Below are 25,674 nucleotides of genomic sequence, written 5' to 3'. Positions count from 1 at the left end.
CGTACGGCGTGGTCAGGATCAGCGGTAACCGGCGGTCACCACGCTGGCCTGCACGGCGTTCTCGACAGCGTCGGACGGATAGCCGGCGACCATCGCCCCCTCGTAGAAGGTGCCGGCGCTCAGGTTGGCACCGCCGTCGGGCTTGCAGCAGTCACCGCCACTGCCCAGGATGATCGCGCCCTGCTTCTTCATCGGGCTGTATCCCGGCGGGAGCGAGCCGTCGTACAGCGTGTAGAGGCTGCCGGCCTGCGCGTCGCTGCCCTTGATGGCGAACCGGGTGGTGCCGTTGTTCTTCAGCGTCGCGGTGACGAACTTGCTGGCGAACGAGCGTTGGTTCGGGTTCCAGGAGCTGCTGCCGCCCGGGAAGAGACCCCACTCCAGGTCCGCCTGCACCCACGGGCCGCTGCCGGAGCAGCCGCCGAACCAGCACTGCTTGCTGAAGTTGATGGCGTCCATCGCCCCGGCGGCGTCGGCCTTGCGGGTGGTCTCGCTGTTGCCGTAGTCGAAGCAGCATCCGCTGTTGACGTGGGTGCCGCTGGTGACCATGTACATGCCCTCGGGCGCCGCGCCGGTCGGCACTCCGGTGAGGTGCCCGTCGCGCCAGTAGCTGTTGCCCGGGTTGATGTAGAGCGAGTACGCCTTCGCGCCGCCCACGGTCAGCGACTCCGAGGTGGCGATCGCCGGCCTGCTCTGCGGGGAGCCCGGAACGACGCTCGACCCCTGGTACCAGAGGTCGTTGCCGCGCCCGGACTGGTCGAAGACCACGGTGATCACGCAGGTCGTGCCGGTGCAGAACGAGTCCTGCGTCGCCGCGTTGGCGGTGCCGCCGGTGCCCGTGAGCCCGATGTTGCGGGTCGTGTTGTCCGACGAGCGTCGGACCTGGTAGAGGTTGCCGGCGTACGCCTCGTAGAGCGCGCGCGTGGTGCTGTGCGCCGCGATGCACGGGGTGCCGCCGGAGGCGTAGATGTCGCACGGGCGCGCGCCGGTCGGTGGGTTGGTCGGCGGCGGGGTCGTGGTGGTCGGCGAGGCCCACTGCTGGTTGGTGCCGCCGTTGCAGGCCCAAAGGATGATCTTGGTGCCGTTGGCGGTGCCGGCGGCGTTGGCGTCGAGACACAGCCCGGACTGCACGCCGGTGATGGTGCCGTTGCTGTTGACGTTCCACTGCTGGTTGTTCTGACCGTTGCAGTCCCAGATGATCACCTGGGTGCCGTTGGTGGTGCCGCGGCCGGAAGCGTCCAGGCACTTGTTGCCGTACACCTGGATCTGCTTGCTCGACGTCCACGTCCAGGTCTGGCCGGCGGCACCGTTGCAGTCCCAGAGTTGCGTCTGGGTGCCGTTCGTGGTGCTGGAGTTGGGCACTTCGAGGCAGCGGCCGGACGGCGTGCCGACGATGGGGGTGCTCTGCCCGGGCGGGATGGTGGCCGCCGCGGCGGCCCTGGCGGCGAAGGGCGAACTGGCGGGGGTGGTGCCGACGCCGACGCCGACGACGACGAGCACCCCGGCCAGCGCACCGGCCAGGAGGGTCAGACGTCGGACGCGTTGGCGTTTCGGGATGAGGTCGCGGGCTGTTCCTGACCCACTGCGGGACGGGGTTCGCACGAGGTGCTCCTCGGAGTCGTGGAAGCGCGGGAGATCGTCGACGCGCCACGGGCGGGTGGTGGCGATGGCGAATCGCTGCGAATGGTAGGACCTTTGTTTAATTTATGTCAATGAATGTGATGTCCGGTGACGCGCTGACTGCCAGTGCCGACAGCCAGCGCGTCACCTGCCCCGGGACGACTACCGCCCCAGGAGCCGCCAGGTCTGGTTCAAGGGGCTGCCCTGGTTCACCGCCCTGCAGGTCCACTGGTGGACCAGCGCGCCGGCCGCCGTGGAGACCGCGTTGACATCGACGCACTTGCCACTGTGCCGGGCGACGAGTTGGTAGTCGTGCGAGTCGTTGCCCGAGTAGGTCACCTTGCGCAGAGCGAACTGCTGGTTGGAACTGTTGAGGCAGGTCCACTGGTGCACCGCCGCGCCGTCGGCGGTGGACACACCGCTGACGTCGAGACACTTGCCACTCTGCTGGTTGACAACGGTGTAGGTGTTGGCCACGCCAACGACCGGGAGGAAGTTCCAGAGCTGCTGGTCACCGCCGTCGCAGTAGTTCTGCTGTTGGACGTTGCCGTCGGCGGTGCTCAGACCGGCGTTGTTCAAACACTGCTGCGAGTGCTGGGCCACCGCCACCGACTGGAAGCCACCGTCTGAGGGGGGCAGCAGCGTGACGGTGTACGTGTCGGTCTGGTTGGTGTACGGCACGGTCACCGTGGCGTTGCTGTTGGACACCCCGACCACGCTGTTCGAGACAGTGACCGGACCCGCCACGGCACCGCCACCGTTGTGCGGGATGCGTTGGGTGACGACCCGGACCTGGTTGTTCTGCACGATGCCGCTGGTGGTGTCCAGGCGTTGCAGGTTGACGGTCAGGTTCCCGGTGGTACGACCAGCACCGATGAGCACCTTCGCCACTCCGGCCGTCTTCGTGGCGTACGCGTCGTACGACTGGCTGGGGGTCACCGCGACGATCTCACCGACCTGGGAGGCGTAGTAGCGGTAGTTCCACCACTCCCCCTTGGGCTGGTGCTGGCCGGCCGAGTTACGGATCAGCAGGTTGCCGAGGTCGTTGTGCAGGCTGCCGCCGCTGGCCCAGTTCGCCCGCAGGCCGTCGGCCCGGGCCCGTTCCAGACGCGCGATGTACCAGGCGCCGTCGGCCGGGTTCTGCTCGTCGGGCGCGCCGTACTCGTTGATCTGGTACGGACGCGGGTGGGCGATGCCGCGCGGGTCGAGGGTGGCGTTGGCGGCGGCGACGTTGGCGACCGGGTCACCGGGCAGCGAGTGCCAGCTGATGATGTCCGGCACCGTGTTCGTCGAGCGGACGAAGTCCAGGTACTGGTTCCAGAAGGTGTGGTTGGTCGACGGTACGCAGGCGCAACTCGGCCCGACGATGAGCTGGCTGGGGAACTCCGCCCGGATGCGCTGGTAGGTGCGTCGCCACAGTTCCAGGTACTGGGAGATCGGCCGGTTCCAGAAGATGGTGATGTTGGGTTCGTTCCAGATGTCCCACTGCACCGACAGCCCGGACGCCCGGACGTCGCTGATCAGCCGGGTCAGGAAGTTGTCGTAGTCGGTCCAGTTGCCGTTGTCACCGGGGAAGCGGGAGATCCCGGCGCCGTCGGCACCCCAGAGGTCGTGCGGCAGGATGATGAACTTCCCGCCGAGGGCTGTGGTGCGACGTGCCTGGGCGAGTGTGGAGTTCCAGCGACGGTCGTAGGTGCCGCCGACCCAGCCACTGCCCGGCAACTGCGCGCCACCGGCGCGCATGTACTGGAACTTGACGTCCCGGTAGAAGTGGTCGGCCGGACCGCTGGCGTTCTCGGTCATGCCGTAGATCCAGCCTGAGGCGCGGTAGGTCGGCGCACCGTTCGTGGTGGCGAAGTTGACGCTGATCGACTCGTCAGCGGCCTGGGCGGGGGACGGGACGACGGTGACGGCGGCAGCGGCGGCGAGCAGGCCGACGACGAGTCGGGCCACGAACACGCGGGCTCGTCGTGACCGGCCGGGGGACGGGGTTTTCACGGGCGGCTCCTTGGTGGGGCGCGGGGGACGCTCTCCGGAGGGCAGCGCTTGCGAATCGATTCGCACGGATCGTAGGACCGGGGACTGAACGATGTCAATGAAGTGACGCTCCGGTGAAGACCGTGTTTCTCAGCGATCTCTCTGGCGCGCCCAACCGGCCCTTGACCCCCGGGCATGGGCAGACCTATCTTCGGGCGAACCGATTCGTCGAATCGGTTCGCCTCATGGTTGGGCTGCTCCAACCCGCGACGATCAACCGACAAACCCCACCTGACGATCGATTGAAGTGAGGCACCACATGACCGGATTCAGTCGTCGGCGGCGCCTGGCCGCCGTCGCCGTGATAGCTCTCGCCGCAGTGACAGGCAGCGCCTGTTCGTCGTCCACCGACGGCGCCGCCGACGGCGGCGGCGCCTACCTCGTCTGGGACCCGTATCCACAGTTCGCCGACGACTCCGAGTGGGTGGCGCTGCTCAAGAAGTGCGGCACCGACGCGGGGGTGACGGTCGAGCGGACCGGATACGACACCACCGACCTGACCAACAAGGCGCTGCTCGCCGCCCAGCAGGGAAACTCACCGGACGTCCTGATCGTCGACAACCCGGTCATCTCCACCCTGGCCGAAGCCGGTGCGCTCACCACCACCGACGACAACAAGCTCGACGTCTCGGCGATGGAGAAGAACCTGCTCGGCGCCGGCCAGAGCGACGGCAAGACCTACGGGGTGCCGATCGGGGCGAACACCCTCGCCCTCTACTACAACAAGGATCTGCTCACCGCGGCCGGCGTCGATCCCGCCGCCGTCAAGGACTGGACCTCGCTGACCGCGGCACTGACCAAGGTGAAGGCCAAGGGGAAGAAGGGCATCACCTTCTCCGCGATCGGCACCGAGGAGGGCAGCTTCCAGTTCCTGCCCTGGTTCTGGGGATCGGGCGCCCAACTGACGAGTCTGGACTCACCGCAGGCGGTCTCCGCGCTGACGCTCTGGACCGACTGGCTCAAGCAGGGCCACGCCCCGAACTCCATCATCAACAACACCCAGACCACGAGTTGGCAGGAGTTCGCCACCGGCGACTACGCGTTCGCCGAGAACGGCACCTGGCAGCTGGCCAACGCGGAGAAGCTCGGCTTCTCGTACGGCACGATCCCGATCCCGGCCAGCGCGGGCGGCCCGGCCCCGGCGCCCACCGGCGGTGAGTTCGTCTCCATTCCGGTGCAGAAGAAGACCGGCCGGTACGAGACGTCGCAGAAGCTCGTGACCTGCCTGACCAACGCCGACAATCTCCTCACCACGGACACCACCCTGTCCTATGTCGCACCCGTCGCCGCCGTGCAGGAACGACAGGCCACAGCGGACCCCAAGCTCAAGGTCTGGGTGGAGGCGGTCCGGGCAGCCAAGGGCCGTACCGGTGACAACCTCGGCACCAAGTACCCGAAGATCTCCGAGGCGCTGTGGACCGCTGTGCAGTCGGCCCTCAGCGGCGGGAAGTCGCCACAGGAGGCCCTGGCCGCCGCGCAGACCGCCGCCGCCTCCAGGTAAGCGATCCGAACCGACACCATGCCCTCCACCACCGAGACCACTGCCGTACGAGACCAGGATGGGGCGGCGACCGTCGCCCCATCCGGGCCTCCCCCGTCCCGTGCCCGCCGGCCCAACCGATGGATGGCGTGGGGCTTCCTGGCACCCGTGACGATCTACCTGGCGGCCTTCTACGCCTACCCGCTCTACCGCAACGTCGAGTTGAGCCTGCGCGAGTACACAGTCCGCTCGTTCGTGCAGGGCGGGGCGCCCTTCGCCGGCCTCGACAACTACCGGACGGTCCTGACCGACCCGGCCTTCGGGCCGACGCTGACCCACACTGTGGTCTTCACGGCGGCCTCGCTCGCCTTCCAGTTCACCATCGGCATGGCCCTGGCCCTCTTCTTCCACCAGCACTTCCCGCTGTCGCGCACGCTGCGGGCACTGATCCTCGTACCGTGGCTGCTGCCACTGATCGTCTCGGCGTCGACCTGGTCGTGGCTGCTCAACAGCGACTCGGGGCTGGTCAACGCGGCGCTCGGCGTCGTCGGGATCGACCCGGTCAACTGGCTCACCTCGCCGGGCTGGTCACTCACCTCGGTGATCATCGCGAACGTCTGGATCGGCATCCCGTTCAACCTGGTGGTGCTCTACAGCGGCCTGCAGGCGATCCCGACCGAGATGTACGAGGCGTCCGCGCTCGACGGCGCGACGGGGTGGCAGCGGTTCTGGGGGATCACCTTCCCGCTGCTGCGTCCCGTCTCCCTGATCACGCTGCTGCTGGGGCTGATCTACACGCTCAAGGTCTTCGACATCATCTGGATCATGACGAAGGGCGGTCCGACCGGCTCCTCGGCAACGCTGGCCACCTGGTCGTACCGGCTCGGCTTCGGCAACCTGCTGCCCGATTTCGGCCCGGGCGCGGCCATCGGGAACCTGCTCATCGTGCTGGCTCTGATCGCCGGCCTGGTCTACATCCGGATCGAGCGGAGGCAGCAGCTGCGATGACCACCTCGACACCTCGGGCCTGGTGGAAGACCGGCGTCGGCCTGGTGCTGACCGGGCTGATGCTCTTCCCCGTCTACTGGATGATCAATGTGTCCTTCACCCGGGACCAGGACATGCGGGCCAGCCCTCCGCACCTGTTTCCCGTCAACGGCACCCTGGACGGCTACCGGGCCGTGCTCGACCAGCAACTGCCGTACCTCGGCACCAGCTTCCTGGTCGGTCTCGGCACTGTGGTGCTGACCGTGGCGCTGGCGGCCCCCGCCGGCTACGCGCTGGCGAAGCTTCGGCCACCCGGCGGCCCGGCGCTGAGTTTCCTGCTGCTGATCGCGCAGATGATCCCGGGGATCATCATGGCGATGGGTTTCTACGCCATCTACCTCACCCTCGGCGTCCTCAACACGCTGCCCGGCCTGATCCTGGCCGACACGACGCTCGCGGTGCCGTTCGCTGTCCTGATCTTCACGGCCTTCATGTCCGGCATCCCCGACGAGCTGCTCCAGGCCGCCGTGGTCGACGGCGCCGGTCGGCTGCGGACCTTCTGGTCGGTCGTGCTGCCGGTCAGCCGCAACTCGATCGTCACGGTGTCGCTCTTCGCGTTCCTGTGGTCCTGGTCGGACTTCATCTTCGCCTCGACCCTGGCCGGAGGCGGCGACTACCAGCCGATCACCCTCGGCATCTACCACTACATCGGCAACAACAACCAGCAGTGGAACGCCATCATGGCCACCGCCGTCGTCGCCTCGATCCCCGCCGCCGTACTGCTGATCCTGGCCCAGCGGTACGTCTCGATGGGCGTGACCGCCGGCGCCGTCAAGGACTGACCAACCGCCGCGGTCCAGGACCGACCACCCGCACCACAGAAAGGCACCCGCCACCCATGACCGTCGCCCCGTCCGGTCCGGAGTTCGGAATCCAGGACATCCCGTTCAGCTACCGCGGATCCTGGTTCAACATCTCCCCGGTGGTAGCCGAGAAGACGTACGCCGACGACCTGCACCTGGTCTCCCACCAGACCGGGATGCACCCCGTACTGCGACTCACCCCCACTGTCGCCGGCACCACTGTCGTCGCCACGCCCGCGCTGCTGACCTGGCGCAACGGGGCCGACCGGATCGAGGCCGTCTACGACGGGCCGGACACCCTGCGGATCCGGGGCCACCGGCTCGGCCTGCGGGTGGCCGCCGCCGCGCACACCCTCACCCCATTCAGCGGCACCTACCTGTACGCCGACCCGGTCGACGGATCACATGTGTTCACCTCGTACGAGACCGGTCGCCGCTACCGGGTCACGGTGCTCTCCGGCGCTCCGCTGCGGACCCGGGGCACGCAGGCGCTCGGCACCGCCGACCGCTCCCTTGACCTCTCCGGCGACCAGCCCTGGGAGATCGCGATCGAGGAGTACGCCACCGCCCGCCGCCCGTACGCCGGATCCGTCACCTTCGAGCAGTTGCGCCGCGACCGGTTCGCGGAGTTCACCGCGTTCGTCGACGCGATCGCGCCCTGGCGCGGCCCGGAGACCCCGGCCGCCGAGCTGGCCGCGTACGTCCTGTGGTCGGCCACTGTCGCCCCGGCGGGCTTCGTCACCCGGCCGGCCGTCCTGATGTCCAAGCACTGGATGGACAAGGTGTGGAGCTGGGACCACTGCTTCAACGCGATCGCCCTGGCGGCCGGCGAGCCGGAGCTGGCCTGGCACCAGTTCCAGCTGCCCTTCGACCACCAGGACGAGGCCGGCGCGCTCCCCGACTCGGTCACCCACTCCGAGGTCCTGCACAACTACGTCAAGCCTCCCATCCACGGCTGGGCCCTCCGTCACCTGCGCCGACGCCTCCCCCAGCCGCCGGACCGGGCGGCGCTGGCGCAGACGTACGACCGGCTCGCCCGCTGGACCGGGTTCTGGCTCGACGCGCGGCGGGCCCCCGGCCACGACCTGCCGCACTACCAGCACGGCAACGACAGTGGCTGGGACAACGCCACCACCTTCGACGACAACCGGGTGCTCGAGACGGCTGACCTGGCCGCGTTCCTGGTCTCGCAGCTTCGCTGCCTCGCCGACCTCGCCACCGAGCTGGGTGAGCCCGGCACCCGCTGGTCCCGGGAGGCCGACCGGATCCACGGGGCCATGCTGCGCGACCTGTGGGACGGCGAACGCTTCCACGCCCGGGACCCCCACACCGGGCACCGGCGAGCCAGCCGCAGCCTGCTCGACCTGATGCCCGTCGCGCTCGGGGCCGACCTGCCGGCCCCGGTCGCCGCCGCGCTGGCGCGCGGCGTCGAGACCCACCTGACCACGCACGGGCTCGCCACCGAGCCGACCGACTCGGCCCACTACCTCGCCGACGGCTACTGGCGTGGCCCGATCTGGGCGCCCTCCACCGTCCTGGTCGAGGACGGCCTGCGCCGGGCCGGGCAGACCAGGATCGCCGACGACATCAGTCGGCGGTTCCTCGCGCTGTGTGAGAAGTCCGGCTTCGCGGAGAACTTCGACGCCGAGACCGGCACCGGGCTGCGGGACCGCGCCTACACCTGGACCGCCAGCAGCTATCTCATCCTCGCCGCCGCCCAGGAGGAGCGGCGTGTCAGGGGCGGGTAGCCGGGTCGGATCAGCGGCCCCGGACCGGGCCGGTGCTGGACCTCAACGAGATGGGCGGGCTGTAGAGGCGGTGTCGTGGCACGGCGCCGGGAGCCGCGATGATCTCCAGAAGTAGCGACACCGCCTCGGCGCCCATCTCGACCATCGGCACGTCGGCGGCGGTCAGCGGCGGGCGGAAATCCTCCGCCCAGTGCTGCGCGGCGACTCCGGTGACGGAGAAGTCGCGTGGCACGGACAGCCCGGCGCCGGTCAACGCCCGCTGCATTCCGGGCAGTGCGGCCTCGTTGATGGTGGCCACCGCCGTGACCTCCGGGTGCGTCGCGAGCAGTTGCTCCATACACGCCTCGCCGGAGGCGGTGTCGTCGCCGCTGCAGACCTCCACGCCGGTCAACCCCCGCTCGGCCGCCGCCGTGCGGAAGCCGGTCAGCGCGCGATGACTGGGGCCGTACCCGGCGGCCACCAACTCGGCGGACCGGTTCACGAGTGCCACGTGCCGGTGCCCCAGGTCGGCCAGGTGCTGCACGCACCGGGCGATCAGCCCGGCGTAGTCGATGTCGATCCAGCTCATCCCGTGCGGCTCGGCGGTCCGCCCGATGGTGACGAACGGCAGCCCGGCCTTGGTCAGCCGGGTCACCCGGTCATCCGTCAACCGGATCTCCATGAGGACCACGCCGTCCACCCGGCGCCCGGTGACGATGCGTTCGAACGACCGGTCATGGTCGCCGCCGGAGGGGGACAGCAGCACGTCGAGGTCGTGGCGGGCGGCGGCTTCGACGACGCTGGCGACGAAGCCGAGCTGCATGTCGGTCAACCGCTGACTCGCCGGCGGGATGACCAGCCCGAGGGTGCGGGTGCGCCCCTCCTTGAGAGCACGGGCGCTGGCGTTCGGCCGGTAGTCCAACTCGTCGATGACCGACTGTATCCGTTGCCGGGTCGCCGCGGACACGCTGCGTTTTCCGCTGAGCACGTAGGAAACGGTGCTGCGGGACACCCCCGCCCGGCGAGCGATCTCCCCGATGTTCATCAATCGCCCTCGAATCGACTTTTGCCCCGACACGGGGACGCACCTTGCTCCGCTGACCAGCATATCCGTCCTCAGGCTCATCGATCGATGACCAACGTGTGCCAACTAGCGTCAATAGATGGACGACCATTAATGTCACAGGTATGACGTGTGACGTCAATTCCATCGCCACACCTCACCCCCACCACGCACCCGAAAGGATCCGATGAACGTGCAGAGAAAGCTGGGTCGCCTGATGGCCGCCGCCGGGACCCTGTTGGTCCTCGTCGTCGGCGCCGGCGCCTACGTGGTCTCGGACGCCCCGGGCGTCGCCCACGCCGCCGGCACCGGTCCGTGTGACATCTACGCCTCCGGCGGCACGCCGTGCGTGGCCGCGCACAGCACCACCCGCGCGCTGTACGGCGCGTACAACGGCCCGCTCTACCAGGTCCGACGATCGTCGGACAACACCACCCGCGACGTCGGCGTGCTCAGCGAGGGCGGCTACGCCAACGCCGCCACCCAGGACACGTTCTGCGCCAACACCAACTGCGCCATCACGATCATCTACGACCAGTCCGGCCGCAACAACCGCCTCACCCAGGCTCCCCCCGGCGGCTTCGCCGGCCCCGCCCCCGGCGGTTGGGACAACCTCGCCGACGCGAAGGCGGCCCCGGTCACCGTCGGCGGGCAGAAGGCGTACGGCGTCTACATCGCCCCCGGCACCGGCTACCGCAACAACAACACCAACGGTGTCGCGACCGGCGACCAGCCCGAGGGCATCTACGCGGTCGTCGACGGCACGCACTACAACCAGTGGTGCTGCTTCGACTACGGCAACGCGCAGACCAACAGCCTCGCCGACGAACGCGCCATCATGGAGACCGTCTACTTCGGCGCCAACAAGCAGTGGGGCTACGGGGCCGGGGCCGGTCCCTGGATCATGGCCGACCTGGAGTGGGGGCTGTTCTCCGGCGTCAACGCTGGCTACAACAACATCGCGTCGATCAACCACCGCTTCGTCACCGCCATGGTCAAGGGCGAGCCGAACCACTGGGCGATCCGGGGCGGGAACGCCCAGTCGGGCAGCCTGACGACCTACTTCGACGGGCCACGCCCCAACGGCTACCACCCGATGAAGAAGGAGGGCGCCATCCTGCTCGGCATCGGCGGTGACAACAGCATCACCGGTCGCGGCACCTTCTTCGAGGGCGTACTGACCTCCGGATACCCGACGGCGGCCACCGAGAACGCCGTCCAGGCCAACATCAACGCCGCCGCCTACGCGCCGACCGGCGGCGGCAACCCGCAACAGAACGTCCAGGTGGTGGGCGGCCAGTCCAGCCGCTGCGTCGACGTGCCGAACGCCAGCACCACGAACGGCACCCAGGTCCAGCTCTGGGACTGCATCAGCAACAGCACCGCGCAGCGCTGGACCTACACCGCTGGCAAACAACTCCAGGTGTACGGCAACAAGTGCCTGGACGCTTCCGGCCGCGGCACCACCAACGGCACCCAGGTGATCATCTGGGACTGCAACGGTCAGAACAACCAGCAGTGGAACGTCAACAGCAACGGCACCATCACCAGTGTGCAGTCCGGGCTGTGCCTCGACGCCAACGCCGCCGGCACCGCCAACGGCACCAAGATCATCCTCTGGGCCTGCAACGGCGGCACCAACCAGCAGTGGTCCACCCGTAGCTGACCCACCGCACGATTGATCGGTAGTGCCGCTCCCGCACAACCGCCGGGGGCGGCACTACCGACGACCTAGTCGCGCCGGATCACCCTCGCCACCTCGCTCAGATCCTCGTTGAGCTGGTGATCGCGCCCGGGCAGCAGGTGCAGACGCGCCTGCGGAATGACACCGGCGTACAGGTCGGCGTGTGACGGTGGCGCGGTGTCGTCCTGGAGCCCGTGGAACACGTGCACCGGCACCCCGTACGGCAACCTCGCGCCGAGGTCGTTCGGCAGCTCGAACTCGTCACCGGCCCAGCCGCCAGGACCGACGAACGGGGCGGCGATGAGCACGATCGCGGTCAGCGCCCGCTCCGGTGGCCGTTCGGCGAGCGTGTGGACGAGGATCGTCGCGCCCACCGAGTGGCCCACCAGGACCGCGCCCTCGTCCAGGGCCGCGATCTCCCGCCGGACGGCCACGCCCCAGGTGGCGTAACTCGGGTCGTCCTCGTCGGGCATCCGCGGGTAGCGGACCTCGTACGCGTCCCCGAGTTCCCGGCGCAGGCTGTCGACCAGCTTGTCGTCCCACTCGTCGTGCACGCCGGCACCGGCCCCCTGAATCATCAGGATCTGCGGGACTCGTTCAATCGCCACGCATCCGTGTGCCCGACGTGCGGGTGCCACAAACGGGCGAACGCCCACGACGTGGGCCCGGTAGGTTTCGGGGCTGGCGAGAGCGGGGTCGGATGATCAGGGGTTGGCACGGCTGGTTCGGTACGTTCAACGGCGTCGTCCTGATCACGGTCATCGTCCTGCCGTTGGCAGTGCTGGTGGTGTGGTCCCTGGCCCGCCGCCGACGTGCCGCCGGCGTCACGTCGGCATGGCGCACGTCGCTGGCCGATGTGGGCATCGTCTACGGCACGGTCCCCTGGGTATGGATGATCATGCTGCCAGGTGATCAGGCCGGCGCGGTCCCCGGCCGGGTGGCAGTGGTGCCGCTGCGCGACCTGCTCACGATCTTCTCCGACGGAGGGCCGCTGACGGCGACGGTCCAGGTCGTCGGCAACCTGCTGGTCTTCGGAGCCCTGGGGTTCCTCGCGCCGCTGCGGTTCCCGGCGCTGGCGTCGGTGCCGCGCATCCTGGCTCTCGCGGCCGGCTGCTCGGTCCTGGTCGAGACCGCCCAGTACGTTCTTCGGCTCGACCGGGTGTCGTCGGTGGATGACGTCCTGCTCAACGCCGCCGGCGCCGGGCTGGCCGCGCTGGCGTCCCGCCGCTGGTGGCGCGACACCTGCACCAGCCCCGCGGATTCGCCCGCTGTGAACCACCAACAGTGCTGACAGTCGATCAGGTGGACGGCTCTGCCAGCCGCTCCAGCCGCGCCAGACCATCCCAGCCGCGCTCGCGCATCAGACTCAGCAGTCGCTTCACCCGCGGGTCCGCCTCGACGGCCAGCGCGTCCAGAAGGTCGAACGGTAGATCGTCCTTCGCCACCTCACCGAGGTCGATCTCACCGGAGCGGTATGCCTGCTCGGCGAGGCTCGCCAGGATGTCGGCGGCCTCCACCAGACACGCGTCGTCGCTGGTGTCGCTCTCGAAGATCTCCGACAGGATCCGATAGAGCCGAATGAGTTGCGGGTCGTCGAGCTGCGCGATCTTGCCGGGCATCCACTCGCGGACCCGATCGGGCCAGCGGGCCGACATCAGGATCCAGCTGTCCCGCTCACCCGCCACCACCCGCTCCGAGACGCCAATGTCCCGGAGCCGGTCGAGGTAGGCGGTCACCTCCGGCGCGAGCGCCAGACGATCCCCGGCAGCGAGTTGCGCGATCTGCTTCCGGCTGGTCTCCAGTCGTGCGATCTCGTCGCCCAGTTGCCTGTCGATCTCCTCGACCGCGGCCGCGAAGGTCGACGCGTCGGCCTCCAGCATCTGACCGATCTGGGACAGCGGCACGCCGGCGTTGGCGAGAATTCGGATCCTGATGAGGGACACCACCGCCCCTGCGCTGTACCGCCGGTAGCCCGAGGCGTCCCGCTCGGGCTCCGGCAGCAGGCCGATCTGGTGGTAGTGCCGTACCGCCCGCACCGTGACGCCGGCGTACGCCGCGAGTTGACTGATCGTCAGCATGTCCTGATCCTGCCCCTCGAGTCGCTCGGCCCCCCTCAGATCGCGCTCAGGAGATCTTGCGACGGTAGGTCAGGTTGGCGAAGAGGTAGGCCACCACGAGGATGCCGACGCACCAGGCGAGGGCGGTCCAGATGCCCGATCCGACCGGCTTCTGCGCGAAGAGGTCGCGGATCGCGTTGACGATGGCGGTCACCGGCTGGTGCTCCGCGAAGGCGCGCACCGGGCCGGGCATCGACGCGGTGGGCACGAAGGCCGAGCTGACGAACGGCAGGAAGACCAGGGGGTACGAGAAGGCGCTCGCGCCGTCCACCGACTGGGCGGTCAGGCCGGGAATGATGGCGATCCAGGTCAGCGCCAGGGTGAACAGCACCAGGATGCCGGCCACGGCGAGCCACCCCAGCACGCTCGTCCCGGTGCGGAAGCCCATGAGCAGGGCGACGAGGACGACGACGACCAACGAGATCAGGTTGGCGACCAGTGAGGTCAACACGTGCGCCCAGAGCACCGCGGATCGTGCGATCGGCATGGACTGGAACCGTTCGAAGATGCCGCCCTGCATATCCAGGAAGAGCCGGAAGGCGGTGTACGAGATGCCCGAGGCGACAGTGATGAGCAGGATGCCGGGGAGAAGATAGTTCACGTACGAGTCGGAGCCGGTCTCGATCGCGCCGCCGAAGACGTAGACGAACAGCAACATGAAGGCGATCGGCATGACGGCGGTGGTGATGATGGTGTCCGGGCTGCGGGCGATGTGGCGCAGTGAGCGTCCCAGCAGAACCGTGGTGTCGCCGAGGAAGTGCCTGTTCATCGTTGTTCCTTCTCGGTCTTGGCGCCAACGAGGGTGAGGAAGACGTCCTCGAGGGTCGGCTGCTTCTCGACGTACTCGATCTCGGCGGGTGGCAGGAGTTGCTTGAGCTCGTCGAGAGTGCCGTTCACGATGATCCGTCCCTCGTGGAGGATCCCGATCCGGTCGGCGAGTTGTTCGGCCTCGTCGAGGTACTGGGTGGTGAGCAGCACCGTCGTGCCGCCACTGGCGAGTTCCTTCACGGCCTGCCACACCTCGATGCGCGCCTCCGGGTCCAACCCGGTCGTCGGCTCGTCGAGGAAGATGACCGGCGGGTTCCCGATCAGGCTCATCGCGATGTCGAGACGGCGACGCATACCGCCGGAGTAGGTCCGTACCCGCCGGGTGCCCGCTTCGGTGAGCGAGAAGCGCCTCAGCAGGTCGTCCGCGATCGAACCGGGCTCCCTGAGGTGGCGCAGCCGGGCGACCAGGATCAGGTTCTCCCGCCCGGTGAGGATCTCGTCGACCGCCGCGAACTGCCCGGTGAGACTGACCGACTGCCGTACGTCGGCGGCCTGGGTCGCCACGTCGAAGCCGGCGACCCGGGCGGTCCCGCCGTCGGCCCGTAGGAGCGTGGCCAGGATCCTCACGACTGTGGTCTTGCCGGCACCGTTCGAGCCGAGCAGGGCGAAGATGCTGCCCCGCGCTACGTCGACGTCGACGCCACGCAGCACTTTGAGCTGCTTGAACGACTTCTCCAGACCAAGCACGTGGATCGCGGCCTGCTCGGTCTGAGCTGTTGTGTGCGAATTGCTCATGGCGGCAGCATGGAGGGTTGACGCAGCGTCAAGGTCAAGCCCGATGGCCCGGCGACGCGTGCGCGACCCTGACTCTTAACTCCGATGTCACCACCCGATCCCACTGGTGACGTGTCGCTGTCCACCCGAAGGAGTTGGCTGCCAGTCGTCGCACTTGCCTGGACCAGGAGTTGATCCACGTGCCTTCGTCTCGTCGTACCTTTCTCGCCAGTGGCGCCGCCGCCGGCGTCGGCATTGCCGTCGCGGGCGGCCTGCCGTCCCTGGCCCAGGCCAGCCCGGCCCGGCCGCACCCGCCGGTGAAGCCCGGCACTGTGCCCTTCCCGCCGCTCGTGGACGATCCCAAGGGAATTCTGGCCCTGCCCAAGGGCTTCCGTTACACGGTGGTCACCCGGACCGGTGTCACCCGGCTCGACCGCGGCCAGGGCACCACCCCGTCGGACCACGACGGCATGGCCGTCTACGACGGCGGCCACGGCCGGTACACCCTGATCCAGAACCACGAGATCGACCCAGGCGCCGAGTTCGGCGTGCCGCACGTCAAGGGCACTGTCTACGACGCGGGCGCCGTCGACGCCGGCGGTTGCACCGTGATCAAGACGGACCTCGCGGGCCGCAACCTCGGTGAGTTCGTGGCGCTCTCCGGCACCATCTCCAACTGCGCCGGCGGGCCGACTCCCTGGGGCACCTGGCTGACCTGCGAGGAGGCCGAGGACCGCGCCGGCGACACGTGGGAAGAGGGCAGCCGTTCCGGCGTCTACCAGAAGGACCACGGCTACGTCTTCGAGGTGTGGGCCGACGGCAGCGCCGACCCGAAGCCGATCAAGTGCCTGGGCCGCTACTCCCACGAGGCAGTGGCCGTCGACAAGGACCGCACCCGGGTCTACCTCTCCGAGGACGCCGACGAGCCCAACGGCCTCTTCTACCGCTGGACGGCGCCGCACGGCGTCAAGCTGGGCCCGGGCGTGCTCACCCGCCTCGCACCGAACGCCGGCGTCCTCGCCGCGATGCAGATCATCATGGATGACGGTTCGGTGCTGCCGGACGTCGCCTACCTGACCTCCGCCCAGCTGGGCCGCCCCTTCCCGGTCCGCTGGATCGAGGTGCCGGACCGCGACGCGCGCACCAGGTCGGTACGCGAGCAGTTCGCCGACGGCCAGGTCACCCGCGGACGCAAGTTCGAGGGCGTGTGGGCCACCGACGAGGGCGTGTACGTGGTCAACTCGTACGCCTGGGACGAGGGTGACCTGCCGGCGGACGCGGCACCGCACGATGGAATGGTCTGGTTCTACAACTTCAAGGACCAGACCATCCAGCTCGTGACGTACTTCCCGCACCAGACCCAGTCCGAGGAGGGCACGCCGGTCAAGTACACCGACATCACCTTCGACGGCCCGGACAACGTGACGGTCACCCCGTGGGGAAGCCTCGTGCTCGCCGAGGACGGGTCCGGCGCCTCGCACGTGCTCAGCACGATCCCGGGCGGGCCCACGTACGCGATCGCCCGTAACCAGCTCAACGACTCGGAGTTCTGCGGGCCGACCTTCAGCGCGGACGGCAAGGTGCTCTTCGTCAACATGCAGGACCCGGGCCTCACCCTGGCCATCACCGGCCCTTGGGAGAAGTACCTGGGCTGAGCGAGCCCGAATGTGAGGGCCGGGCGATCAGCCCGGCCCTCAGCAGGCTATTCCGCGCTCTGGAGACGCGCGGCGGGCGGCACTAGGCCCTGTCTCGTGGATCTCGCGAGAGGTCGCGTAGCCAGATCTTCATCGTGGCGACGTCGACGGCGGCCTGGTACATGAACTCTCGCTTGTCGTAGCGGCTGGCAACGGCCCGGAACTGCTTGAGCTTGTTGATCGCCCGCTCGACGACGTTGCTGCCGATACAGCTCACGGTCTAAGGCTGGCGGTCGGCCGCCACGGCTACCCTTGGCCGCCCGAGCGGTGACCTGGTCCTTCTTCTCCGGGATCACCGCTGCGATCTTGCGGCGGCGCAGCTCGGCACGGATCTTCTTGTTCGTGTACGCCTTGTCGGCCAGCACCCGGCCCGGCCGGGTCCGCGGCCGGCCGACCCGCCGCCGGACGCGGACACCGTCCATGACCTTGGCGAACCCGACACTGTCGTGGCGCTGCCCGGCGGTCAGGGTCCGACTGACCGGCCGGCACCGGCGGTCGGCGGCCAGGTGCAGCTTCGTGCTCAGCCCGCCGCGGGACCGACCGAGCGCCTCACGATCACCCGATTCGCCCGATGCCGGCCGCCCCCTTTACCCACCGCGGCGTCCTCGGCCAGCTCTTTCGGCAGTTCGTGGCGGGCACCGGCGGCGTGCTGGTGCGCCCGGACCACGGTCGAGTCCACCCCGAGGGTCCAGTCGTCGCCCTCCTCGGCGTCGCAGTCGACGCGCAGCGCGTCAGAGACCGCCGCCCACGTCCCATCCAGCGCCCACCGTCGTTTGCGCTGGTAGACGGTCTTCCACGGGCCGAACCGGGCGGGCAGGTCACGCCACGGGATCCCGGTCCGCTCCCGGAACAAGATCCCCCGAGATCGTCGTACGGTGATCACGCCAGCGGCCGCCACGCTGCGGATCCGCGGGCAGCAGCGGCTTCAGCAATTCCCACTCGGCATCGGTGAGCTCAAACCGTCCGGTCACGACAAACGTGATACCAGCTCGCGGCTCGCCGATCCACGAGGCGCGCTCTAGGCTCGGCGCGGACGGGGGTGAGCCAGTGCGGGTGCTGATACTCGGCGGTACGCGGTTCGTAGGCCGAGCGATCGCGGCAGCGGCCGTGGATCGGGGCTGGCAGGTCACGGTGTTCCACCGTGGGGTGAGCGGCACCCCTCCCGCCGGAGTGAGTTCCGTGCTCGGCGACCGCAGCACCGGCGGCGTCGCCGCAATCGCCGACCAGCCGTGGGACGTCGTCGTGGACACCTGGGACGGCTCGCCTGAGGCGGTCCGCGACGCCGCCGACGTGCTGCGCGACGCCACGAGCCGCTACGTGTACGTCTCCAGCCGGTCCGTCTACCGCCAACCACTGCCGGCCGGGCTCGACGAGGACGCACCGCTGGTGGCGCCGGGCGACGACTACGGCGGCGACAAGCTCGCGGCCGAGCACGCTGTGCGGGATGTGTACGGCATGCGGGCGCTGGTCGCCCGGGCTGGGCTGGTGCTGGGGCCGCACGAGCACCCGACGCGGCTGGTGTGGTGGCTGCGGCGGGTCGCCCGCGGCGGGGATGTGCTCGCCCCAGGGCCACCGTACCTGCCGCTGCAGTACATCGACGTGCGCGATCTCGCCGGATGGCTACTGGACACGGCCCGCGACGAGGTCAGCGGCACGTTCAACGCCGTGAGCCGACCGGGGCACACCACCATGGCGGAGTTGCTGGAGGCGTGCCGCGAGGCCACCGGTTCGGCCGCGCGGCTGCGTTGGGCCGAGCCGGAGACGATATTGGCCGCGGGCGTGCAGCCGTGGTCGGAGCTACCGATATGGATCCCAGACGGGTCGCCGGTGCGGGGACTGCACGAGACGAACACCGACCGGGCGCACGCGGCGGGGCTACGCTGCCGCCCGGTCGTGCAAACCGTCGCCGACACCTGGGCCTGGCTGCGCTCAACGCCGGACGTCCCGAATATCGGCGGCCTCAACCCCGCCCGCGAAGCAGCCCTCCTGGACCGAATCGCCTCTTCCTGATCCACGAGACACGGCCTAGTCGAGGCAGAATTCGTTGCCCTCGACGTCCTGCATGTTGAGGCACGACTCGTTCTCGCCGTCGGCGAGCAACAACTGCCCGCGTACCGCGCCGAGCGGGATCAGCCGCGCGCATTCGGCCTCGAGGGCGGCCAGGCGCTCCTCGCCCACCAGCCCGGTGCCGACCCGCACGTCGAGGTGCACCCGGTTCTTGACGACCTTGCCCTCGGGCACCCGCTGGAAGTACAGGCGCGGGCCCACCCCCGACGGGTCACTGCACGCGAACCACGAACCCTGCTCGGAATTGACATCCTCCCAGGAGGCGAACCCTTCCGGGGCCGGCGGCGGAACGTACCCCAGCACCTCACACCAGAAGAGGCCGACGCGCACCGGCTCGGCGCAGTCGAATGTCACTTGTACCTGCTTGACCGACATCCGTTCACCTTATGAGTCACGCTGCCGCCGCTGTCCTCTCACCCCAGGCGCTAGGGAGCGCATCACACCCGGGGCGCCGACGACGTCATGCACGCGACGACCACGGCGGCCATGAACCCCCACACGTCAGTGCGTGGTGTGCGTCCTCGGTGTCGCCGCCGCGCCAGAGCGCTTGACCAGGACCGCTCCGCCGGCGACGAAGATGACGCCGAGGATCACCCCGACGAGGTTGCTCTGGGCCAGGCTGGAGACGACCCCCAGCACGCCCACGACGATCGCCAGTACGCCGAGGATCCGCATGGTGTAACGACCGACAGACTTCACCCGTTCATTCGTCATGGTTTGGCTTCTGCCCAGCGCGCCGATCGCGCAAACGGCGGTGATCGATGACCGGCCGCGGGTGCTCACTCCACCTTGGTGAGAAGTGGTTTCCCCTTCTCGACGACGTACGTGGCCAGTTCGACAGCGATACCGTCGCCAACGTTGCGAGCCTGGTGGTGCACGCCGTACGGGACCGTGAGCGCGTCGCCGGGGTTGCACACCATGGGTGGCTGCCCGTCCAGCCGGTATTCGAGCGTTCCCTGCAGAACGCAGATGATCTCCTCGCCGGGGTGGAAATGCTTGAATGGCGGCGAATCGGGCGTGAACTCCACCCGAGTCTGAATGACCTCCCGCCCGGGGATGCTGAGGTCGTGCCGTTGCAGATCGATCCGCCACAGCCCTGGTGCTGATTCCACCGCTGTGGGGCTGATCCCCGCAGGTCGATCCTTGGTGCTCATGACGGCCTCCTGTGAGCCGTCGGGCCGACGGCCATTACTCGGACTGGTGCATCCCAGTCGAGAATAGGTAGCCGCGGGCGATCAGGGGCGGGGATGCCGACAGGGGGCGGCAGCCCAGTTCACCGACGGGGCAGCAGCCCTCGTTCGGACATGTGCGCGCGCAACGTCTCGGCATCCTCGGGGGACATCAGCCAGCGGGGGATCACGGTCGCCGGCATTCGGCCGACGTACACGACCCAGAAATCTCCGGCCTCGCGCACCTGGGCAACCCCGTCCCAGGCGATGCCGCCGGACTCCGAGCCGCTGCGCATCATGATGTTGTCCTCGGTGATGTCGTAGGCGCCCTCGACGGCGTAGTTACCGGAACGGCGTCGGGCGCGGGCCAGCACCCACGGCCGGTACAGCATCGACAGCACGCCGCCCACGACCAGCGCGGTCCACAGCGGCGAACTCCGCTCGCCCCACCCGAGCCCTCGCGAGACGACGAGACCGATGACCCCGACCGCCGTCAGGACCGCCCCGATGTAGCCGAATCTGCGTAGCCGGACGTTGCCGAGCGCCGCGGCCACCCGGCTCGGGTAGGCGGGATCGGCGGGGACGTCGAAACGGATCTGCACGCCAGAACGATAGTGCCTCCGCCCGCCCGGGAGAGCGCCTTGCCCCGCTCCACCTGCCAAGCCTCGGCCATCCGGGTGCGGCAGTCTGATGAGGTGAACGCCGACGACGTCCGAGTGCCCCGGGCCCAGGCGGGGTCGAGCCCGCAGCATCTGCTGACGACAGTGCTCGGCGAGTACCTCGACTCCTCCGACGCCGACCTGCCGTCGGCGGCGGTGATCGCGATTCTGCGGGAGTTCGGGATCAGCGAGTCCAGCGCCCGTACCGCGCTGTCCCGGCTGGTCAAGCGTGGTCTCATCGCGACGCGGAGAAAGGGCCGGTCGCCGGTCTACCACCTCACACCGCAGGCGATCGCCAAGCACCGCTCCCGGATGCGGCACTTTCTGAACTTCGGCTCCCACCCGACGCCCTGGACCGGCGAATGGGTGCTGGCCTCCTTCTCCGTTCCGAACGCCGGCCAGGCGTCCCGTCATGCGCTCCGCAGGTCGTTGACCGCACTGGGTTTCGTGGGCCTGTACGACAGCGTGTGGATCCGGCCGGGATCCGACGCCTCGCCGGCGCGGGAGGCGCTTCACGCGCTGCTGCACCACGTCGAGGGTGCCCGGTGGTCGGTCCTGCACGCTCGGTTCGACGAGGAGGCGGGGCCGCACGGGCCGGCCTCCGCGTACGACCTGACGAGTCTCGCGTCCGCGTACTCGATCTTCGTCGAGCAGTACGCGGAGCTGCGGGCGGCCGCGCGCAACGGGGAGGTGGACCCGGCCCGGGCGTTGGTGGCCCGGACCTCCGCGATGGATTCCTGGCGCAAGTTCGCCGACGTCGACCCGGACCTCCCCCCGCACCTGCTGCCGCAGCCCTGGCCTCGCCAGGAGGCCAGGGAGACCTTCCTCGACGTCCACACCACGCTCGGCTCGCTCGCTCAGGCGCGCCTGGTCGAGGTGGCAACTCCGCACTGGCCGGATGCCGCCTCGTGGATCACCCACTTCCAGGCGTCGGGGGATCTTTCGCGGCCGGAGCCGACCGGCGGAAAGCACGGCAGCGGCCCCCTCGCCGGCTGACGACGTCGCGGCCGGTCAGAGCCAACAAGACATTGACACTTTTCGTTGCGACAGTGATAGTAACTGCATACAGCTCCCATCGGAGCGCCTGTAGGGACCGCGGCCGGGCGGTCGCCGGCGCCGAATGAGCGGGCAGTGGCGACCGGGGGCACGGCCGCCGCACGGGCCGCGACGCGCCCACGTCGACCAGACCCGTGGCCAGCGCTGACCACCTCTCGTCGGGGCGCGAGTGACACACCCGCCGCCGCAGGGAGCGCCACCGTGACTGTTCCTGGAGGATTCAATGAGAAGGCGAGCAAAGATCTACGCGGGGCTGGCGGCCGCCATCGTCCCGGTCACCTCGGTGATCATGGCGCTCAGCGGGACACCGGCGTCCGCCGCCATCGGCGGTTCCGGCCCCTACCCCGCCGACTACGAAACCTCGGCCACCCTGGCCAACCACACCATCTTCCGGCCGCAGACCCTCCCCTCCGAACGCCTACCCATCGTCGTGTGGGGCAACGGCGGGTGCTCGGCCAACGGGCTCTCCCAGGGCAACTTCCTCCGCGAGATCGCCTCCCACGGCTTCCTCGCCATCGCCAACGGCGCCCCGAACGGATCCGGCTCCACCACCTCCCAGATGCTCACCCAGTCCATCGACTGGGCGGTCGCGGAGAACTCCCGGCAGGGCAGCAAGTACTACAACAAGATCGACACGAGCAAGGTCGCCGTCGCGGGCTTCTCCTGCGGAGGCCTGGAGGCGTACGCCGTCTCGAACGACCCGCACGTCACCACGACCGGCATCTTCAGCAGTGGTCTGCTCAACGACGCCGACGACTACCAGCTCAGGAGACTGACCAAGCCGATCGCCTACTTCGTCGGCGGGCCCAGCGACATCGCCTACCCGAACGCCATGGACGACTGGGGCAAGCTGCCCGCCGGCCTGCCCGCCTTCATGGGCAACCTGAACGTCGGGCACGGCGGCACCTACGACCAGACCAACGGCGGGGAGTTCGGCCGGGTGGCGACCCTCTACTTCAAGTGGCGCCTGAAGGGCGACACCACCGCCGGCCGCACCTTCGTCGGCGCCGACTGCGGTCTGTGCCGCACTCAGTGGAGCGTCCAGCAGAAGAACCTGACGCTCGACGACGGCACGCCACCCACCACGCCCCCGCCCACGACGCCCCCACCCACGACGCCGCCGCCGACCGGCACGCCTGGCTGCACCGCTGTCTTCGCTGTCCAGGACCAGTGGAACGGCGGCTTCGTCGCCAACGTCAGCGTCACCGCGGGGAACGCCCCACTGACCGGCTGGCGGGTCACCCTCACCCTGCCGAGCGGCGCGTCGGTCAGCTCGCTCTGGAACGGGGTCAGCAGCGGCACCAGCGGAACCATCACGGTCGCCAACCAGAGCTACAACGGGCGACTGGCCGCAGGTCAAGCCACCAGTTTCGGCTTCCAGGGCACCGGCAGCGGCAGCGGAACCACAGCGAGTTGCGCCGGAAGCTGACGCCACGGACACGTCGAGTCGTTCGGCGGGCCGGTGCCGGTGCCCCGGCACCGGCCCGCCGACCCCGGCGGATAGGGAAGACTGGCGGGCATGGCTGATCTGAGCGATGCGAAGGCCGCGCTGCACCACTACCTCCGGGGCAACCGCGAAGACCTCATCTGGAAGCTCGACGGGCTCAGCGAACGGGAGGTCAGGCTGCCCCGCACGGCGACCGGAAACAACCTGCTGGGCGTGGCCAAGCACTGCCTCAACGTCGAGGCCGGCTACTTCGGGCCCACCTTCGGCCGCGAGTTCCCGACGCCCGACGAGCTGGTCCCGCTGGCGGCGTTCGACGAGGACCCGCAGGCCGACTGGTACGCCCGTGAGGACGAGACGAAGGACGGGCTGATCGACCTGTACCGCCGGGTCGGGGCGTTCGCCGACCAGACGATCGAGCAGCTGCCGCTCGACGCGCCGGGGCAGGTGCCGTGGTGGCAGCCAGGTCGGCAGGACGTGACGCTACAGCGGATCATCATCCACGTGACCTGCGACCTCGCGCGCCACGCCGGGCACGCCGACATCATGCGCGAACAGCACGACACGGTGGTCGGCCTCGGGCGGAACAACAGCAACATCCCCGACGACTACGACTGGCCGGCGTATGTCAGCAAGCTGACGAAGCTTGCCGACCAGTTCGGGTGATCGGCAAAGCTGTCGGCGTGCGAGACGACCTCAACCAGATCGAAGCGGCCTTCCGGGGCACCCTCCTGGCCGGCCTGCCGATCGGGCACGGCCCGTCGGGCACCATCCAACCGCCACTACAGCGAGGACCAACAGGTCGACGAGGACGAGATCGGGTTCTACGCGCGTGGCACGACCGGCGTCGACCTGACCGACCTGGTGCCGGACGTGGTGCTGCCGACACCAGTCTCGGTGCTGGAGCGGGCGCTGTACGACCGGCTGCTCGCCGACGCCGACCTGCGCCGGTCACCTCAAGGCGCTCGCTCCGAACCTCGAACTGAGCCGATGGGAGGTCGCCGTCGCCCTGCCGGCCGGTGACGCCTGGTTCGTCCACAACCGACCCTGACCACCCGACGACGTGGCCCACCTGGCTACTCCGCTTGCTCGGTTGCTGGCCTCGCGGTCTGCGTGACCCCTTCCTGACGCAGTTCGAGGACGTAGGGCTGGTCGTCGGTCCGGACGAACCGGACCTCCAGATCGAGGTCCGGGTGTCGGTAGCGACCGTCCGAATCCGCCAGGAGGACAACCGGCTGCTGGGTCGCAGCGGCGAAGGTCAGCTGGCGGTCGGTGAACTCGATGTCGATCGGGTAGTCGTCGCGCAGCACGTAGCGGCCCGTGACGTCGGCAGGCGGCGCGGCGGTGACTCTGGTGGTGGCGTAGCGACGGTCTGCGGCGGCGCGGATGCTGACCAGCAGCTCCCAGCCATCCTCGGAGTTGGTCATCGCCGCCACCGCGGTGCCGCTGTCGGGCCACACGTAGGAGAAGCAGGTGTAGCCGACGTTCAACCCGGTGTGTCCGAAACGCCGACGCTCGGCGCGGTCGTCGAGTTCGGTACCGAGGCCGTAGCTGCCGCCAGGAATCTGCGGTGTGCACATCTGGGTGGCCAGGTCGCGGTCAAGCAGCTTCGAACCTCCCGAGACGGCTCGGGCGATTTCGAGGTCGAGCCGGAGCAGGTCGGTCGGGGTGCTCCACAGTCCGGCCGCGGCCAGCTCCGGTTGCGTTCGCCAGCCGCCAGGAATCCTGGTGCCGCCGCCGTGGTGGCCATGCGCCACCTGATCCGGTCGCTGGTGTGGAAACTGCTGGTCGAAGCCGCTGTCGGCCATGGCCAGCGGTTCCAGCACCAGAGTTCGCAGGAGGTCCTCGAACGGGGTGCCGGTCGCGTCCACCATCAGCTGCTGGAGCACCGAGTAGTGGCTGCCCGAATACCGGAAGCGGCTACCCGGCAACAGGGTCGGCCGAACCGGTGCGGTAGTCGTCGCGCCGCCGCCTTCCAGGACCTGCAATAGCGACGGGGCGCGACGTGCGGCGTAGCCGCGGTACCAGGTGTCGGACAGCCCGGCAGTTTGTGCCAGCAGTTGTCGTACCGTGACTCCCTGCTGGTCTTCGCGGCCGGGCAGGTGCCACGAGGTGAGGTATTCGCCGATGTCGGCGTCGAGATCCAGGACACCGGCCTGGACCAGTCGCAGCGCACCGAACGCCGCGACATGCTTACTGATCGAACAGGCTGCGAAGGCGGTGCTCACGGTCACCGGACTCGACGTCCCGACCGCCATGACGCCAAACCCTGCCGCCCACACCTGCCCGCTCACGTGGCCGACGGCGATGCTGACCCCCGGCACGTCGTAGCTGCTCATCAGCTCGGGCAACGCCGCCGTGTCCGGTGAGAGCAGCCCGGACGACACCTGCCGGTCGAGCTGGCCCAGCAGCGAGACCCAGTCCTGCGGTAGATCCACGTCCTCCACGACGTCGATTCTCGACCGCGC

The 25,674-nt window shown here is 69.1% G+C and carries 23 protein-coding genes and 1 pseudogene; 11 read left to right on the top strand and 13 right to left on the bottom strand.

Annotated elements, in window-relative coordinates; all coding sequences use genetic code 11:
* Positions 1–18: 18 nt before the first annotated feature.
* Both ACGF3C_RS11395 and ACGF3C_RS11390 read right to left on the bottom strand, forming a co-directional pair.
* The gene (locus ACGF3C_RS11395; RefSeq protein WP_393221078.1) at positions 19–1,599 is read right to left on the bottom strand and encodes an arabinofuranosidase catalytic domain-containing protein; all 1,581 of its coding nucleotides are present in this window, start codon (positions 1,597–1,599) and stop codon (positions 19–21) included.
* A gap of 180 nt (positions 1,600–1,779) precedes the next feature.
* Positions 1,780–3,615, bottom strand: coding sequence for an RICIN domain-containing protein (locus ACGF3C_RS11390; RefSeq protein WP_393221075.1), 1,836 nt, complete (start codon positions 3,613–3,615; stop codon positions 1,780–1,782).
* Between the two features lie 298 nt (positions 3,616–3,913).
* Between ACGF3C_RS11390 and ACGF3C_RS11385 the strand changes: the two genes are divergently transcribed.
* The 4 genes from ACGF3C_RS11385 (at position 3,914) to ACGF3C_RS11370 (ending at position 8,732) form a co-directional block, all read left to right on the top strand.
* The gene (locus tag ACGF3C_RS11385) at positions 3,914–5,155 is read left to right on the top strand and encodes a sugar ABC transporter substrate-binding protein (RefSeq protein ID WP_357232100.1); all 1,242 of its coding nucleotides are present in this window, start codon (positions 3,914–3,916) and stop codon (positions 5,153–5,155) included.
* A gap of 147 nt (positions 5,156–5,302) precedes the next feature.
* Complete coding sequence (locus tag ACGF3C_RS11380) at positions 5,303–6,142, top strand: sugar ABC transporter permease (RefSeq protein WP_355006941.1); 840 nt, start codon at positions 5,303–5,305, stop codon at positions 6,140–6,142.
* Entirely contained in the window at positions 6,139–6,963 is an 825-nt protein-coding gene (locus ACGF3C_RS11375) for a carbohydrate ABC transporter permease (protein WP_357232106.1), read from the top strand. Before ACGF3C_RS11380 ends, ACGF3C_RS11375 begins: the two co-directional genes overlap by 4 nt.
* Positions 6,964–7,019: 56 nt before the next feature.
* Positions 7,020–8,732: an amylo-alpha-1,6-glucosidase gene (locus ACGF3C_RS11370; RefSeq protein ID WP_393221070.1), complete on the top strand. Its 1,713-nt coding sequence runs from the start codon at positions 7,020–7,022 to the stop codon at positions 8,730–8,732.
* 10 nt (positions 8,733–8,742) lie between these two features.
* Here ACGF3C_RS11370 and ACGF3C_RS11365 read toward each other — a convergent pair whose 3' ends face one another.
* Entirely contained in the window at positions 8,743–9,756 is a 1,014-nt protein-coding gene (locus ACGF3C_RS11365) for a LacI family DNA-binding transcriptional regulator (protein ID WP_393221067.1), read from the bottom strand.
* A gap of 205 nt (positions 9,757–9,961) precedes the next feature.
* Between ACGF3C_RS11365 and ACGF3C_RS11360 the strand changes: the two genes are divergently transcribed.
* Positions 9,962–11,440 carry an arabinofuranosidase catalytic domain-containing protein gene (locus ACGF3C_RS11360; RefSeq protein ID WP_393221064.1) on the top strand — a complete coding sequence of 493 codons (1,479 nt, stop codon included), beginning with the start codon at positions 9,962–9,964 and terminating at the stop codon, positions 11,438–11,440.
* Positions 11,441–11,505: 65 nt separating this feature from the next.
* On the opposite strand, the gene ACGF3C_RS11355 is transcribed toward ACGF3C_RS11360, so the two are convergent.
* Positions 11,506–12,066, bottom strand: coding sequence for an alpha/beta fold hydrolase (locus ACGF3C_RS11355; protein ID WP_357222029.1), 561 nt, complete (start codon positions 12,064–12,066; stop codon positions 11,506–11,508).
* 92 nt (positions 12,067–12,158) lie between these two features.
* On the opposite strand from ACGF3C_RS11355, the gene ACGF3C_RS11350 reads away from it, so the two are divergent.
* Positions 12,159–12,749: a VanZ family protein gene (locus ACGF3C_RS11350; RefSeq protein ID WP_393221061.1), complete on the top strand. Its 591-nt coding sequence runs from the start codon at positions 12,159–12,161 to the stop codon at positions 12,747–12,749.
* A 7-nt stretch (positions 12,750–12,756) separates the two neighbouring features.
* On the opposite strand, the gene ACGF3C_RS11345 is transcribed toward ACGF3C_RS11350, so the two are convergent.
* Genes ACGF3C_RS11345 through ACGF3C_RS11335 form a run of 3 tightly spaced genes read right to left on the bottom strand, consistent with a single transcriptional unit; the run spans position 12,757 to position 15,138 of the window.
* Positions 12,757–13,536: a MerR family transcriptional regulator gene (locus ACGF3C_RS11345; protein ID WP_357222033.1), complete on the bottom strand. Its 780-nt coding sequence runs from the start codon at positions 13,534–13,536 to the stop codon at positions 12,757–12,759.
* Positions 13,537–13,582: 46 nt separating this feature from the next.
* Complete coding sequence (locus tag ACGF3C_RS11340) at positions 13,583–14,344, bottom strand: ABC transporter permease (protein ID WP_357222035.1); 762 nt, start codon at positions 14,342–14,344, stop codon at positions 13,583–13,585.
* The gene (locus ACGF3C_RS11335) at positions 14,341–15,138 is read right to left on the bottom strand and encodes an ATP-binding cassette domain-containing protein (protein ID WP_357222037.1); all 798 of its coding nucleotides are present in this window, start codon (positions 15,136–15,138) and stop codon (positions 14,341–14,343) included. The genes ACGF3C_RS11340 and ACGF3C_RS11335 overlap by 4 nt, the downstream gene beginning before the upstream one ends.
* 179 nt (positions 15,139–15,317) lie before the next feature.
* On the opposite strand from ACGF3C_RS11335, the gene ACGF3C_RS11330 reads away from it, so the two are divergent.
* Positions 15,318–16,772, top strand: coding sequence for an alkaline phosphatase PhoX (locus tag ACGF3C_RS11330; protein WP_357222039.1), 1,455 nt, complete (start codon positions 15,318–15,320; stop codon positions 16,770–16,772).
* Between the two features lie 82 nt (positions 16,773–16,854).
* Here the strand turns inward: ACGF3C_RS11330 and ACGF3C_RS11325 are convergent.
* Positions 16,855–17,782, bottom strand: a pseudogene (locus ACGF3C_RS11325) (IS5 family transposase).
* A 76-nt stretch (positions 17,783–17,858) separates the two neighbouring features.
* Between ACGF3C_RS11325 and ACGF3C_RS11320 the strand changes: the two are divergent.
* Positions 17,859–18,821, top strand: coding sequence for an NAD-dependent epimerase/dehydratase family protein (locus ACGF3C_RS11320; RefSeq protein WP_393221055.1), 963 nt, complete (start codon positions 17,859–17,861; stop codon positions 18,819–18,821).
* A gap of 15 nt (positions 18,822–18,836) precedes the next feature.
* Here the strand turns inward: ACGF3C_RS11320 and ACGF3C_RS11315 are convergent, their stop codons facing one another.
* The 4 genes from ACGF3C_RS11315 to ACGF3C_RS11300 form a co-directional block, all read right to left on the bottom strand.
* The gene (locus ACGF3C_RS11315; RefSeq protein WP_357222041.1) at positions 18,837–19,253 is read right to left on the bottom strand and encodes a VOC family protein; all 417 of its coding nucleotides are present in this window, start codon (positions 19,251–19,253) and stop codon (positions 18,837–18,839) included.
* A 126-nt stretch (positions 19,254–19,379) separates the two neighbouring features.
* A complete protein-coding gene (locus tag ACGF3C_RS11310; RefSeq protein ID WP_357222043.1) occupies positions 19,380–19,592 on the bottom strand; it encodes a hypothetical protein in 213 nt (70 codons plus the stop codon).
* Between the two features lie 65 nt (positions 19,593–19,657).
* Positions 19,658–20,032 (bottom strand): cupin domain-containing protein, encoded by a 375-nt coding sequence (locus ACGF3C_RS11305; RefSeq protein ID WP_355006953.1) that lies wholly within the window; start codon positions 20,030–20,032, stop codon positions 19,658–19,660.
* A 119-nt stretch (positions 20,033–20,151) separates the two neighbouring features.
* A complete protein-coding gene (locus ACGF3C_RS11300; RefSeq protein WP_357222045.1) occupies positions 20,152–20,649 on the bottom strand; it encodes a YcxB family protein in 498 nt (165 codons plus the stop codon).
* 93 nt (positions 20,650–20,742) lie between these two features.
* On the opposite strand from ACGF3C_RS11300, the gene ACGF3C_RS11295 reads away from it, so the two are divergent.
* The 3 genes from ACGF3C_RS11295 (at position 20,743) to ACGF3C_RS11285 (ending at position 23,872) form a co-directional block, all read left to right on the top strand.
* Positions 20,743–21,702, top strand: coding sequence for a PaaX family transcriptional regulator C-terminal domain-containing protein (locus ACGF3C_RS11295; protein WP_393221050.1), 960 nt, complete (start codon positions 20,743–20,745; stop codon positions 21,700–21,702).
* Between the two features lie 283 nt (positions 21,703–21,985).
* Positions 21,986–23,191 (top strand): cellulose binding domain-containing protein, encoded by a 1,206-nt coding sequence (locus ACGF3C_RS11290; RefSeq protein WP_393221047.1) that lies wholly within the window; start codon positions 21,986–21,988, stop codon positions 23,189–23,191.
* Positions 23,192–23,281: 90 nt separating this feature from the next.
* A complete protein-coding gene (locus ACGF3C_RS11285; RefSeq protein ID WP_355006956.1) occupies positions 23,282–23,872 on the top strand; it encodes a DinB family protein in 591 nt (196 codons plus the stop codon).
* A 410-nt stretch (positions 23,873–24,282) separates the two neighbouring features.
* Here the strand turns inward: ACGF3C_RS11285 and ACGF3C_RS11280 are convergent, their stop codons facing one another.
* Entirely contained in the window at positions 24,283–25,653 is a 1,371-nt protein-coding gene (locus ACGF3C_RS11280; protein ID WP_393221043.1) for a serine hydrolase domain-containing protein, read from the bottom strand.
* Between the last annotated feature and the right edge of the window lie 21 nt (positions 25,654–25,674).

Source organism: Micromonospora sp. NPDC047762, assembly GCF_043204655.1.
Taxonomy (GTDB): Bacteria; Actinomycetota; Actinomycetes; order Mycobacteriales; family Micromonosporaceae; genus Micromonospora.
This window is presented reverse-complemented; position numbering and strand designations above follow the sequence as displayed.

Excerpts from the sequence above, each read along its gene's own strand:
- ACGF3C_RS11385 (WP_357232100.1), top strand. The coding sequence starts at position 3,914 with ATGACCGGATTCAGTCGTCGGCGGCGCCTGGCCGCCGTCGCCGTGATA.
- ACGF3C_RS11290 (WP_393221047.1), top strand. The coding sequence starts at position 21,986 with ATGAGAAGGCGAGCAAAGATCTACGCGGGGCTGGCGGCCGCCATCGTC.
- ACGF3C_RS11340 (WP_357222035.1), bottom strand. The coding sequence starts at position 14,344 with ATGAACAGGCACTTCCTCGGCGACACCACGGTTCTGCTGGGACGCTCA.
- ACGF3C_RS11350 (WP_393221061.1), top strand. The coding sequence starts at position 12,159 with ATGATCAGGGGTTGGCACGGCTGGTTCGGTACGTTCAACGGCGTCGTC.
- ACGF3C_RS11375 (WP_357232106.1), top strand. The coding sequence starts at position 6,139 with ATGACCACCTCGACACCTCGGGCCTGGTGGAAGACCGGCGTCGGCCTG.
- ACGF3C_RS11305 (WP_355006953.1), bottom strand. The coding sequence starts at position 20,032 with ATGAGCACCAAGGATCGACCTGCGGGGATCAGCCCCACAGCGGTGGAA.
- ACGF3C_RS11310 (WP_357222043.1), bottom strand. The coding sequence starts at position 19,592 with ATGACGAATGAACGGGTGAAGTCTGTCGGTCGTTACACCATGCGGATC.
- ACGF3C_RS11315 (WP_357222041.1), bottom strand. The coding sequence starts at position 19,253 with ATGTCGGTCAAGCAGGTACAAGTGACATTCGACTGCGCCGAGCCGGTG.
- ACGF3C_RS11335 (WP_357222037.1), bottom strand. The coding sequence starts at position 15,138 with ATGAGCAATTCGCACACAACAGCTCAGACCGAGCAGGCCGCGATCCAC.
- ACGF3C_RS11285 (WP_355006956.1), top strand. The coding sequence starts at position 23,282 with ATGGCTGATCTGAGCGATGCGAAGGCCGCGCTGCACCACTACCTCCGG.
- ACGF3C_RS11345 (WP_357222033.1), bottom strand. The coding sequence starts at position 13,536 with ATGCTGACGATCAGTCAACTCGCGGCGTACGCCGGCGTCACGGTGCGG.
- ACGF3C_RS11360 (WP_393221064.1), top strand. The coding sequence starts at position 9,962 with ATGAACGTGCAGAGAAAGCTGGGTCGCCTGATGGCCGCCGCCGGGACC.
- ACGF3C_RS11370 (WP_393221070.1), top strand. The coding sequence starts at position 7,020 with ATGACCGTCGCCCCGTCCGGTCCGGAGTTCGGAATCCAGGACATCCCG.
- ACGF3C_RS11365 (WP_393221067.1), bottom strand. The coding sequence starts at position 9,756 with ATGAACATCGGGGAGATCGCTCGCCGGGCGGGGGTGTCCCGCAGCACC.